At 42.7% G+C, this 13105-nt stretch carries 9 protein-coding genes; 1 reads left to right on the forward strand and 8 read right to left on the reverse strand.

Annotated features, from left to right (window positions below):
• Nucleotides 1-6 precede the first annotated feature (6 nt).
• The 3 genes from smrA to DPF90_RS12185 all read right to left on the reverse strand — a co-directional run bounded on the left by smrA (nt 7) and on the right by DPF90_RS12185 (nt 1906).
• Entirely contained in the window at nt 7-588 is a 582-nt protein-coding gene (gene smrA / locus DPF90_RS12175; protein ID WP_114786765.1) for a DNA endonuclease SmrA, read from the reverse strand.
• A gap of 147 nt (nt 589-735) precedes the next feature.
• Nucleotides 736-876, reverse strand: coding sequence for a DUF3149 domain-containing protein (locus tag DPF90_RS12180; protein WP_114786614.1), 141 nt, complete (start codon nt 874-876; stop codon nt 736-738).
• A 160-nt stretch (nt 877-1036) separates the two neighbouring features.
• Nucleotides 1037-1906, reverse strand: coding sequence for a TraB/GumN family protein (locus tag DPF90_RS12185; RefSeq protein ID WP_114786615.1), 870 nt, complete (start codon nt 1904-1906; stop codon nt 1037-1039).
• Nucleotides 1907-2278: 372 nt separating this feature from the next.
• Between DPF90_RS12185 and DPF90_RS12190 the strand changes: the two genes are divergently transcribed.
• Nucleotides 2279-4936: a beta-N-acetylhexosaminidase gene (locus tag DPF90_RS12190; protein WP_114786616.1), complete on the forward strand. Its 2658-nt coding sequence runs from the start codon at nt 2279-2281 to the stop codon at nt 4934-4936.
• A 55-nt stretch (nt 4937-4991) separates the two neighbouring features.
• On the opposite strand, the gene DPF90_RS12195 is transcribed toward DPF90_RS12190, so the two are convergent.
• From DPF90_RS12195 to nagA, 5 genes are all read right to left on the reverse strand, one after another.
• Nucleotides 4992-6380, reverse strand: a complete 1389-nt coding sequence (locus DPF90_RS12195) for a peptide MFS transporter (protein ID WP_114786617.1) — start codon at nt 6378-6380, stop codon at nt 4992-4994.
• Nucleotides 6381-6764: 384 nt separating this feature from the next.
• On the reverse strand, nt 6765-8429 hold the full coding sequence (gene asnB / locus DPF90_RS12200; protein ID WP_114786618.1) for an asparagine synthase B: 1665 nt from the start codon (nt 8427-8429) through the stop codon (nt 6765-6767).
• 227 nt (nt 8430-8656) lie between these two features.
• Complete coding sequence (locus tag DPF90_RS12205) at nt 8657-10243, reverse strand: cation:proton antiporter family protein (protein ID WP_114786619.1); 1587 nt, start codon at nt 10241-10243, stop codon at nt 8657-8659.
• 77 nt (nt 10244-10320) lie between these two features.
• Nucleotides 10321-11535 carry a DNA-binding transcriptional regulator NagC gene (gene nagC / locus DPF90_RS12210; RefSeq protein ID WP_114786620.1) on the reverse strand — a complete coding sequence of 405 codons (1215 nt, stop codon included), beginning with the start codon at nt 11533-11535 and terminating at the stop codon, nt 10321-10323.
• Nucleotides 11536-11537: 2 nt separating this feature from the next.
• Nucleotides 11538-12674: an N-acetylglucosamine-6-phosphate deacetylase gene (gene nagA, locus DPF90_RS12215; RefSeq protein WP_114786621.1), complete on the reverse strand. Its 1137-nt coding sequence runs from the start codon at nt 12672-12674 to the stop codon at nt 11538-11540.
• Between the last annotated feature and the right edge of the window lie 431 nt (nt 12675-13105).

The raw sequence follows: 13105 nt of genomic DNA on the forward strand, positions 1-13105 counted from the left end.
AGCCGTTTAACTGCGCCGTTTTTGATGGCGTTCTCGGTTGTCTAATTTCTTTTCGGAGCTCTTACGCAGCATGACATAAACAGCTCCAGTGCCGCCATGAAATGCTTGGGCACTATGGGCTGATTGTACGTCCTTAATTTGAGTTAACCAGTTCGCAAGATAGCTCTTCATCAAGGCGGGAGGATTGGACTTTTCGCCGCGTCCATGAACGATAAGTACACTGCGTATGTCCATTTCAATACATTGCTCTAAGAATCTAACCAGCGCATCTCTGGCATCTTTTAAGCTATTACGATGAAGCTCTAAGCGAGCTTGAATAGGGTATTTACCTAAACGCAATTTGCGATAGACGCCTTCTTGCACTCCATCGCGTTTAAATTCGATCAGATCTTCAGGTTTGAGCATTGGAGCGTGTTCAAGGGATAAATACTGCGGATCGTTTTCATCAAGCCAGATGGCGGCTTCACGTCGTGCTATGTGCGCTTCGGTGACGTTATGGGATTTGGGGAGTTCAACGGTATCTTGTTTTAGTGGGGTCACATCCCCCATTAATGCTTGAAATAGAGTGGATTCATTATCGTGAGGCATAAGGTAATACGAAGGCCGTAAATCGATATTGTTAGTATACATGAGTATTAACAGTATTGGCTGCACCAACAAATAAAAAACCGAAGCAGACAATCAATCTACTTCGGTGCATAGCAACAACCTATTTTCAGATAGGGCTAGGCGATTCTAGTGAGGAGATTTGTCATGCATTACTTTGTAGATGAAGTAACCACCATAGAACAGCATCAAGCCTAAAGCTCCGAAAATGACTAACATAGAAGATAGTCCAACCGCATTACCAAACAGGAGATTTAGCCATAAATCCATGTTGCCTCCAGTCGTGAAGTAGTGATGACAGGTATTACGATAAGGCGAAATGACACATAGAGTACTGATCTAGATCAATAATATTGGACTAGTTGCGTAAGTTGTTGCTTCTAGGTGTGTTTTGTATCGAACAAAATGTAATCACTAAAATAAGCAAAGCCTAATATTCAAACTGGCAGTTAGCGGCGCGGCTGGTTGAGCCCTGTGTGACTTTAAACCCTTTGGCTTTGAGTAAAGTAAGCAGGTTATTTTCGCCAATCAGGTGCATAGTGCCAACGACTACAACATAGCTTGCTTTACGCTCTTTTGACCAAGTTGGCTTAGCCAGTTTTTCTGCCCAGTTGAGGTTTCTTTGGCTAATAAAAGCGTTCTCTAGCTCTGGCGACATTTCAGTTAACTGTGCAAACTGATTGAGTTTTTCCAAGTCTCCGGCTTTCCAACTGGTAATTAAACACTTGGTTAAATCTTCTGCGCGGTCAAATTCATCTAACGCACTCACCAATAGCTCTTTTCCTGACTCTTTTTGTCCTGTTAGTAAGTCGATTTGAAACTGAAGAGACTCGAGGCTAAATATAGGAAGGTTCTGAGCGGTCGCCTTGTACATTAAATGCGTATCTATACCATAAGATGCTTGATAACCAAGGTACTCAAACTGCTTTATTTGTAGGGTTAGTGCTGTCGCCCACGGCGGGCTATCGAGAAGTTGCATGGCATCAATATTAAAAAGGCTCGCCAAACCGCGTAAAGTCTCCATTTGCTTGGGATTGAGAACATCTTTGGTCACCATTGTGACGTCAGGGTAGCGAACATCCTGCATTTTCCTTATGTCTGATTCCACTATCAGCCCTGAGCTTTTTGCTAGCGTGTCGGTAATCGTTTTGGCAAGAGGATACATACTTTTGTCGCCGACATGCACTGAACCAAAGATAAGGTAACGCGTTTTTCCTTTCTCGGCATACCAATATAGTGGCTCAGCGAACGATGATAGTGAGCAGGTGAAGAGGAAAATTGATAACCATAGTTTTTGCATTTAGCCGTTTACCTTACGGAAGAATTGTTGAAATAGAGGCCTTTTAACGTAATTTAACAATAGCAATTTGAGTATAAAATCACATTTTTATATTTTGTTATATAGCTTAGCTTAATCTTATGTCACTCGTCTTGTGATCCGGATTCGAACACTCATAAGTCTTGTGATTTTTAGTGTGATTTAATTCAAAGAAAGATTGTTGTTTTCTAAATGACGTTTTTAACTATTGCTTTAATCCATTGTTTATAATTACTTTTTTGTCATTAATGAAGCTTAAGTTCGAGCAGGATCACTTTCATGACTTGATTATTTTACCCCTTTCAACATCTCGGAATATGCTGGTAATAGCAGTTAAATGAGGAGTAACGTTGGATGGTTAAAAAAGGTCTGCTCGCAACATCGATTATTGCGACATTAGTAGGGTGTAGTACTTTGCAATCTTCACAGCAAAGTGTGGTCAATTCATTAGCGGAAAACCTTGATATTGATTATCAAGTGCTCACAAATCATGGAGCGAACCAAGGATTAGCATGTCAAGAGCTGGGGGCTGAATGGGCTTCCTGTAATCAAGTGACTATGACTATGGTTAATCAGGGACAAGCGGTTGATGCCAAAGATTGGTCAATTTACTTTCACAGTATTCGCTTAATTCTTGATGTCGATAATGACCAATTCAAAGTATCCCATGTTACTGGTGACTTACATAAATTAGAGCCTACCGATAAATTTGATGGCTTTGCGGCTGGTGAAAAAGTGGTATTGCCTTTGATTGGTGAGTACTGGCAGCTATTTGAAACTGACTTTATGCCACGGGCATTCGTCACCTCTCCTCACGCTGAGCCAAGAGTGATTGCTTCGCTAGATACTGAAGATACGGCTTCATATGTTTCGGGCCTAGAGGGGAATAACTTAAAACGCACACCTGATGACAAGAACATTCTTGCAACTGCGATCTCTCGCTATGAGAAAAATCAGGATTTAGTCAAGCAAGATGTGTCAGCGTCCTTGATTCCAACCCCCATACATATTGAACAAGGTCAAGGTAAGCTAGATATTACTCAGGGTATTGCACTGCCGCCAGAAGCATTTACCCCTGAACAGTATCAGGCACTTGAGACCCGAGGCGAATTGATCGGGATAACGCTTGATGGTCGCCAAGCGGTTAATTTGGCTATTGATCCAAACTTATTCTCGGGTGAATTTATTAAGTCCGGCGCTTATCAACTGCAAATCAGCACAAACGGCATCAAGATTAATGCTTTTGATCAAGCGGGAGCATTTTACGCCGTTCAATCCATCTTTGCTTTGGTTGATAGCCAGTCTCCAGACACCTTGCCAGTCGTTTCTATTAAGGATGCTCCGCGCTTTGATTATCGTGGCATCATGGTCGACGTAGCGCGTAATTTCCATTCTAAGCAGGCTATTCTTGCCACTATTGATCAAATGGCGGCCTATAAGATGAACAAGTTGCACTTACATCTCACTGATGATGAGGGGTGGCGTTTAGAAATACCCGGCTTACCAGAGCTTACCGATATCGGAGGTCAGCGCTGTTTTGACGAGACAGAGCAGAACTGCCTATTACCTCAACTCGGCTCGGGGCCAGAGGCGAATAACTTTGGCAGCGGATATTTTAGCCGTGCTGACTTTGTCGAGATCTTGAAGTACGCCAATGCACGTAATATTGAAGTGATTCCTGAAATTGATATGCCAGCGCATGCGAGAGCAGCTGTCGTCTCAATGGAAGCGAGGTATCAGCGTCTAATGCAAGCCAATCAGGTAGAAGAGGCTAATCAATATCGCTTACTTGATCCTCAAGATACATCAAATGTTACAACAGTTCAGTTTTACGACAAGAAGAGTTTTATCAACCCATGTCTGCCATCATCTGCCAGGTTTGTGGATAAAGTTATCGCAGAAGTTGCGGCCATGTATAAAGAGGCGGGTGCGCCATTAACCACATGGCATTTTGGTGGTGATGAAGCGAAAAACATTAAACTTGGAGCGGGATTTCAAGATAGTAATACCGCGGATAAGGTTGAATGGAAAGGTAACATAGATCTTGCAAAACAAGACAAACCCTTTGCTAAGTCTCCTCAGTGTCAGGAGCTGGTGGCCAGTGGCGCTGTAAGCGATTTTGCTCACTTACCAAGTTATTTTGCCGAGCAGGTTGCGAAAATAGCAAAAGATAAGCAAATCGAAAGTTTTCAAGCGTGGCAAGATGGCCTCAAATATAGTGAAGGGCCAGCATCCTTTGCAACGGCTAATACTCGTGTGAATTTCTGGGATGTGCTTTACTGGGGAGGAACAAAGTCTGTGTATGAATGGGCGAGTAAAGGCTACGATGTCATTGTTTCAAACCCTGATTATGTCTACATGGATATGCCATATGAAGTAGATCCTAAAGAGCGTGGATACTACTGGGCAACGCGTGCAACTGATACAAGAAAAATGTTCAGCTTTGCTCCAGAAAACATGCCGCAGAATGCTGAAACATCATTAGATCGAGATGGTAAAGGCTTCTCTGGAAGCACAGATGTTATCGCTGGACCCTTTTATGGATTATCAGCCCAACTTTGGTCTGAGACGGTTCGAGATGATGAGCAATATGAGTACATGGTATTTCCACGAGTGTTGGCTGCGGCTGAGCGAGCTTGGCATAAAGGAGGTTGGGAAAACGATGTCAAAGCCGAAGTGGAGTATTCTCAAGATACTCGTCGGGTGGATAAGGAACAACTGAATAACGATTACAATCGCTTCGCTAACCTCCTTGGTCAACGTGAATTGGCAAAACTTGAAAAAGCAGGCATTGATTACCGTCTTCCTATACCTGGTGGAAGAATCGAAGCGGGCAAGCTTATGATGAACAGTGCTTTCCCTGGTGTGGAGTTGCAATACTCAATAGATGGACTGGAGTGGAAAACCTATACAGATAGCCAGCGGCCAACAGTGCAAGGCAGTGTCTATATTCGTTCTGTCTCGGCTAGTAAAGCGAAAGCGAGTAGGATTACCAAAGTTAGTGCTAGCTAACATTAAAAAGCGCCCGATTTAGTGTCGGGCGCTTTGTTTGTATGTTCAGTAATTACTATACTGCTAGGCTCTGCTGCTCTTCAACGTGCTCTGCATTGCTAAGCGGAGATTCTGCGCCATGCATCCAACGGACAAGTGTATTGGAGAAGAGTAATAAAATAACCCCAGAAATAATCGCTGTGACCGCAATACCACTGAAGATTGCCATTGCACCAAGTTCGCCCACATGTGAGCCAACATAGCCCGCGACGTAGTTTGCAATTGCAGTACAACCAAACCATGCGCCCATCATCAAAGAAGCTAAGCGAAGAGGAGCTAGTTTAGTGACCAAAGACAATCCAATTGGAGAGAGGCAAAGCTCGCCTAATGTATGGAAGAAGAAAGCGCCTACTAGCCAAAGCATAGAAGTTTTGACACTCGTGTCGCCACCTTGCTCCATCACAGCGCCGACCATACATAGGAAACCTAAAGCTAGGAAGAACATTGCAAGTGCGAATTTAACCGGAGAGTTAGGCTCACGTTTACCCAGTTTAACCCATAAAATCGCGAGTATTGGTGCTAGGGTAATAATGAAAAACGGGTTTAGCGATTGGAACCAAGCGGCAGGAACTTCAAAGCCGCCGATCATACGATCTGTATATTGTTGGGTGTAAATGTTCATCAAACCGCCAGCTTGTTCAAACCCTGCCCAAAAGACAATCGTGAACACACTCATGACCAAAATGACTTTGATGCGATCGAATTCTTCTTTAGTGAGTGGCTCTTTTCTGTGCGATTTTTTGTTGGCAAGTTCACGCTTGGCAGAAGGTTCCATACCAATGTCGCCAAGCCAAGATTGAGCTAAACTCATTTGCATGACAAGGCTAATCACCATACCAATACCTGCCACAACAAAACCTGATTTCCAGCCAAATTCCCCAGTGACCGAACCGACAATGATTCCGGCTAATAATGCCCCTAAGTTGATACCCATATAGAAAATGGTAAAGGCACCATCACGGCGGTTGTCACCCTCTTGATAGAGATCGCCCACCATGGTCGAAATATTGGGTTTAAATAGACCGTTACCAGCAATCAGCAGAGCGAGACCGAGATAAAAACTGTGAAGAGTGCTCATACCAATCATTTCAGCAGGTAATGCCAGTGTAAATTGGCCAGCCGCCATCAGCGCGCCGCCCATTAATATGGATCTGCGTTGGCCGAGGTAGTTATCTGCAAGCCAGCCGCCAATCAAAGGCGTGATATAGACAAGACCTGTGTAGATACCGTACAAATCTAGTGCGTCTTTTGTTGTCCAGCCTAGGCCACCATTGATTGTTTTGTCTGTTAAATACAGCACTAAAATGGCGCGCATACCATAGTAAGAGAAACGTTCCCAAAGTTCGGTACCGAACAATAGGAATAGGCCTCGAGGATGACCGAGTATTTGTCGATGATTTGCCATAAATTTTACTAATCTAGTCCATTAAAGAATTTAATATGCTAGTACATATACTAATCAGTTAAAATATCTGCAATATACTGATTTATCAGTGTCATTTATGGTTTTAGCATAACCTTTTGAAAAATAGGTGTAATTAATCTTGTTATTTCGGCTGGATTTTTTTGTGGAACTAAGTTTTCAGTTATGAGGGCTGGGTTCTGACATTTTCTTGTCATATGCATGATGTTTTTTTGTTAAACGTTTAAGTATTACGTTATAACTCAATTGCTTATGTGTTCCTCGCAGATATGACAGGCTCATAATAAATCACCCCTTAATGTTGTTTGTCACAACATCAAGGGGTGATCAGCACAGAACTAAATGCAGTTAGAGTTTGTCGTAGACTCAGTAAGCGTCATTGTGCACTGTCTGAACTGCTCTTCCTGATGGATCTACACAGTTTTGGAAAGATTCATCCCACTCAATTGCTTTTGCCGAAGAACAGGCGACAGAAGGTCCGCCTGGTACACATTCTGCTGCCGATGGAAGAGGGAATAGCTCTTCAAATATTTCTCGGTAGACATAACCTTCTTTTGTGGTCGGTGTGTTGTAAGGAAAACGGAATTTCGCGGTTTCCATTTGTTGATCTGTGATCTTACTTTCAGCGACTTCTTTTAAGGTATCTATCCAGCTGTACCCGACACCATCAGAGAACTGCTCTTTTTGTCTCCATGCGATAGAGTCTGGCAAGTAATGTTCAAAACATTCGCGCAGTATGTGCTTTTCCATTTTTCCGTTACCGCACATTTTATCTTGTGGGTTTAAGCGCATGGCAACATCAATGAACTCTTTATCAAGGAATGGCACTCGTCCTTCAACGCCCCAAGCTGCTAAAGATTTGTTGGCTCTCGCGCAGTCAAACATGTTAAGCGCTAGTAGCTTACGTACCGTTTCTTCGTGAAACTCTTGAGCATTCGGTGCTTTGTGGAAATAGAGGTAACCACCAAAAATTTCATCGGCACCTTCACCAGATAAGACCATTTTAATACCCATGGCTTTTATTTTTCGTCCCATAAGGAACATAGGCGTTGATGCACGAATGGTTGTTACGTCATAGGTTTCAATGTGGTAAATAACATCTCGGATAGCATCGAGACCTTCTTGAATGGTGTAGGTCATTTCATGGTGAACTGTGCCAATTTTTTCAGCCACTTCTCTTGCCGCTTTAAGATCTGGAGCGCCTTCTAAACCCACCGCAAATGAATGCAATTGAGGCCACCAAGCCTCTGACTTTTCATCATCTTCGATACGCATAGCTGCAAAACGCTTCGCAACGGCTGAAGTAATGGATGAATCTAGACCACCAGATAGAAGTACACCATAAGGTACATCTGTCATCAACTGGCGTTTAACGGCGGCTTCAAGTGCTGCGGTTAGCTCTTCTTTGCTGGTTGTGTTGCCTTGTACTGCGGCATATTTGTTCCAATCGCGAACATAGTAACGTTTCGGCTCGGCATCTTTGGAACTATAGAAGCAGCCTGGGGGAAACTCGCTGATGGTTTTACATACTGGCGTTAATGCTTTCATTTCAGATGCGACATAGTAGTTGCCGTGCTCATCATAGCCTTGGTATAGCGGGATAATTCCAATATGATCACGACCGACAAGATATTGGTCTTTTTCTTCATCATAGAGCACGAATGCAAAGATTCCGTTGAGTTCTTCAAGGAGTTCTTCACCCATATCTTGATAAAGTGCCAAGATAACTTCACAGTCAGAGTCGGTTTGGAAATCATATTTCCCTTCGTAACGAGCTCTAAGTTCCTTGTGGTTGTAGATTTCTCCATTAACCGCCAATATGTGCTTTTTATCAGAGCTAAACAGAGGCTGCGCACCACTATTTAATCCGACGATCGCAAGACGCTCATGAGCAAGAATGGCTCTATTAGAAGAGTAGGTCCCAGACCAATCAGGACCACGATGACGCAGCTTTTTGGACATTTCGAGTGCGACTGGGCGTAGTGTTTGGGCATCTGTTTTTATGTCAAGAATACCGAAGATAGAGCACATATGAGTTCCTTTATAAATTTTTTTTAACCTGTTAGCTAAAATCTGCCATTTTGGTTAAAAAAATCAACAAGAGATAACAAAAAAGTTTATACAAACTAGTTTGCACTAAATTTTATTTAATTTAATCGGCTCTTTTATGAATGTATTTTAATTTCAGCCTGTTTTATAGACAAAAAACGACGAGTGTCTTGAAAGGCAGCAAAGTACTGCCTTTCAAATGAGGAAGGTTATTTTTCAGTTAGCTGAGGGTTAAGCTGGTCACAAACATGGCGAGCAAAACCAGTACCCGCTTCCCTATATACATTGAAGGCTGCGTCTACTCCCTCTTCGAGTAGACTCTCTATTTGATCTGAATAGGCGGCAATGGCAGCCGTTTGACCACTAAATCCTCTTTGCTTTAATTGCTCTAAGGCAATTTGATTTCCTTGGTGATGAGGCATAGCAAGTAGTACTAATTTGACGTTCGCTGTATCCAAAATTCGCTCCCAGAAATCTGGGTCTGTTGCGTCGCCGGCAATGACATTACGCCCCTCTTGCTGATGCTCCTCTGCTGCATCTTCTCTTACTTCAATTCCGAGGCTTACTTTGCCATACCGGGTCACTATTTCGTCATAAGCGCCTGTGCCAATTCGTCCCATACCAAGAATTAACACTTGTGCATTGCCAGGATTAATCAATTTATCTCGGTTGTTTAGACTTTCTGCGGCGTGTTCTTTTAGCCAGTGTCCTGAACGACGATAGAGTTCATGTCCTTTGCGATTAAGTGGTGAGGCGATAATAAAAGAAATCGATACCGCAAGTGCCAAAGCAACCAATAGGTCGCTGCTCAGCCAGCCGAGTTTAAATGCGAGCCCCCCTACAATCAGGCCAAACTCACTAAAGTTGAACAAGCTAAGTGAAGCGAGCAGAGAGGTTCGAACTCTGAATTTAAAGGCATTAAGTACAGCAAAGTACAAAATCCCTTTTATGGGTAAAAGGAGCAAAAATAGCAGAGCTAATGCTAACCCTGTCATGGTTGGTTGGACAGACAGACCGATATTGAGGAAAAAGCATACCAACAAGAGTTCTTTGAGGTTAAACAGGGCTTTGGATAACTCCGATGCCTTACTGTGGCCTGCGAGCAACATACCCAAAATGAGAGCACCAAGGTCTGGCTTCATACCAACGAATTTGAATAGCCCAGCTCCCACAACTAAGGCAAAGAAGATACCAAACAGAACCAGCATTTCTCCATGGCCCACCCAGTCGAGTACTTTGTAAAATAATGGACGAAGAAGCGGCAGGGTAAATAAAATAATGGCGTACCAGTGGGGAATTTTTCCGGTTGATGCGGTCAGGAATATCACTGCGAAGATATCCTGCATGACAAGAATACCAATCGCTATGGTGCCATAGGTAGCGTTCATCTCCCCCTTTTCCTGTAAGGTTTTGACGGCAAAAACAGTACTGGAAAAAGATAGGGCAAAACTTAACAACAAAAGTTGCTCCGGTGACATACTGGCTAAGGAGCTTATTCCGAGAAACTTTAAGCCAAATAGTGCCGCGCAGAATAGTGCGGTAGAAAACAAGTTATGGAGAGTCGCGCCTGCCCAAATCTCTTTGGATAAAAGTGTTTTTACATCTAACTTCAACCCTATAGAAAACAGCAGTATGGTTACCCCAAGATCGGCAAGTGTTACTATGGTCTCATTACTTTCAAATCCGAACCTGTGAAGAGCAAAGCCAGCAAGGAGGAAACCAACCAGTGGCGGTAAGTGACATTTAAGGCTAACAAAGCCAGCGAGAAAAGCAGCAGAGAGTAAGACGAGTTCCATATATATGATTCTTATGCAATTAAAAACGGGCTACCTATGTAACGCGTAAGTTTAACTTATGAAGGAAGATATCGCGCTCAATCTTCTAGTAATTTTTGCAGTAACTCACCATTGAGCATGGCACGCTTAATCATTGAAAATGCGCCTAATGTCGGCTTTTTATCAATTTCAGACGCCACTATGGGCAGATTATTGTGGAAAGTGGTCAATGATTGATTTTCGACATTACGCTGAATGGCAGGGAAGACAATGTCTTTACATTGGGTGATATCACCCGCGATGACAATTTTTTGTGGGTTGAAAAGGTTAATTGTTATTGCGATCGCTTTTCCGAGTTGGTTACCAACTCGGATTAAGCTTTGTTTGGCAAGCTCGTCACCTATATTGGCATGTTCGCATACATCTTGGATAGTCAACCCTTCTTTACCGCTCAAGCTGGACTCATACCCTTGTTTGGTTAGCTTTTTAATCCGGTCAAGAATTGCGGGATTCGCTGCGACTGTTTCTAGGCAGCCAAAGTTGCCGCACTGGCACTGTTCTCCTAATGGATCAATTTGAATGTGGCCAATCTCGCCCACATTACGGTTGAATCCGAGGAAAACTTGTCCGTTCACGATAATACCCGCACCAGTCCCACGGTGAACGCTCACCAGTATAGAATCTTGGCAATCCTGACTCGCTCCAAAGTAGTGCTCGGCTAAAGCCATGCCACGAACATCGTTGCCCACGAAACATTGTACGTGAAAGTTATGCTCTATTATATCTGCCAGTGAAAGGTTATCTACTGTGATGTTGGGCATATATTCAACAACACCATTCTCGGGGTTTACCAAGCCGGGTAATATAATACCTATCGCAATGAGTTGGTTTATGATGGCTTGATGGGAGTCGATAAATTGCCTGAGGTAGGTGGTCAAGCCGTCGACTAAGTCATCCTGTGTTGTATAAAAGAACTCTTGGGACTCTGATAGTAGCTCCTCACCACCGAGGTTGAAGAGGCTAAATTGTATGTAATCTCTTCCAAGGCGGATTGCGACTGAATGGAATGGAGCGACCTCTGTCGTCAAAGATATCGCTCTCCTGCCACCTGTAGAAGCTTGTTGAGCGACCTCTTTTATTAATCCACGCTCGAGTAACTGACGGGTTATTTTGGTCACACTAGCAGGTGCTAGCTGACTTACATCGGCAACTTGGATTCTCGATATTGGGCCTTGTTGATCAATTAATCGATAAACGGCTGCGCTGTTTAGTTGTTTTACTAAGTCTACATTACCTATTTGTCCGCCATTCATTCTCAACTTTGCTCATATTGTCCGTTAACAACTGTCGCTTGAACATTGAAATCACGATCAAAAATGGCGAGGTTTGCAATCATGCCTTGACGTATTAGGCCTAATTTATTGTCTACGCCTATTGCCCGTGCAGGGTACAATGTTGCCATTCGTAGTGCTTCGTCCAAAGCGATACCGACATGCTCTACTGTGTTTTGAACCGCTTCAATCATGGTCAGAGCAGAGCCGCCCAGTGTACCATTTTCATCAACACACTTGCCATTGCGGTAATATACTTTCTTACCAACAAAAATAAAGTAATCCATGTTTGCGCCTGCAGGAGCTGTGGCATCAGTCACTAATACAAGCTTTTCCCCCTTGATTTTGTGAGCAATTCTAATATTCGCATAATCAACATGGAGCCCATCAGCAATAATACCTGTATATACACTAGGTGTATCGTAAATAGCCCCGACAACACCAGGCTCGCGACCTTCCATTGGCGACATAGCATTAAATAAATGAGTGGCAAAGGTAATGCCTGATTCGAAACCTTTACGAGCTTGTGAATAGGTCGCATTTGAATGGCCGATTGATACTGTAATGCCAGCTTGCTTAAGACGTTGAATATGCTCGGATGCATTATGCTCAGGTGCAAGCGTCACTTTAGTAATGACATCTGAATTATCGCAAATTAACTGGATCATCTCATCATCGGACGGGCGAATATAGTCGATATTATGAATGCCGTTTTTTGCTGTATTTAGATAAGGCCCTTCGAGGTGTAAGCCAAGAGACTGGTTCTGGTATTTAGCCTCATACTCTCTCGTCGCCTTGATTGCTTGGATCATATCTTGGTCAGATGACGTGATTAGCGTTGGTAAGTAGCTAGTACATCCTGACTTTAGATTTGCTCTATGCATTATTTCGAGTGTTTCAGAGTTTATCGCATCATTGAACATGACGCCGCCACAGCCATTGAGTTGTAGATCGATAAAACCAGGGCTTAGGTTCGCGCCATTTAAATCAATGATCTTGATATCATGAGGGAGTTCCGTTTTCGGGCATACAGCACTAATCAGCTGATCCTTAATCACGACGGCATGATCAATGAGAATATCGTTACTCGTGAAAATTTTACAATTAGTTAGCGCATACATGTTTAGCGAATCCTCATTAATTAAATTTATGCATCGGCAATTATTTTTGTGATCGTAATATGCATAAGGTTTTTTTAACTTTATTTGTGAACTGCAATTAGAGGTAAATTATCCTAATCAATGAATTGTAATCAATAGATTATGCAGGTCATATGCTTAAACAAACTTATCTAAGTCAATGTCATTGAGAACGTTTTTGAGATCTAGATTCATTCTTCGTTTTTTATTTTTGCGCTTACGAAAAGTAAATTTAAAACGTCACTCAAAACGGCTCAAATTATCATTTTTTGAATTGTAAAATAAGTTTTATGATCTTGCTAGCAAAAACCTCTCTCTAGCCTTAAATCCGGTGATAATAGTCACAATTGATAAGGTTTAAATTTGCAGGGCGAAATTAAAAGCATACACTGGAAGAACTAAATTGTGTGGCT

This window comes from Vibrio tetraodonis, assembly GCF_003350295.1.
In the GTDB taxonomy this organism is placed as follows: Bacteria; Pseudomonadota; Gammaproteobacteria; order Enterobacterales; family Vibrionaceae; genus Vibrio; species Vibrio tetraodonis.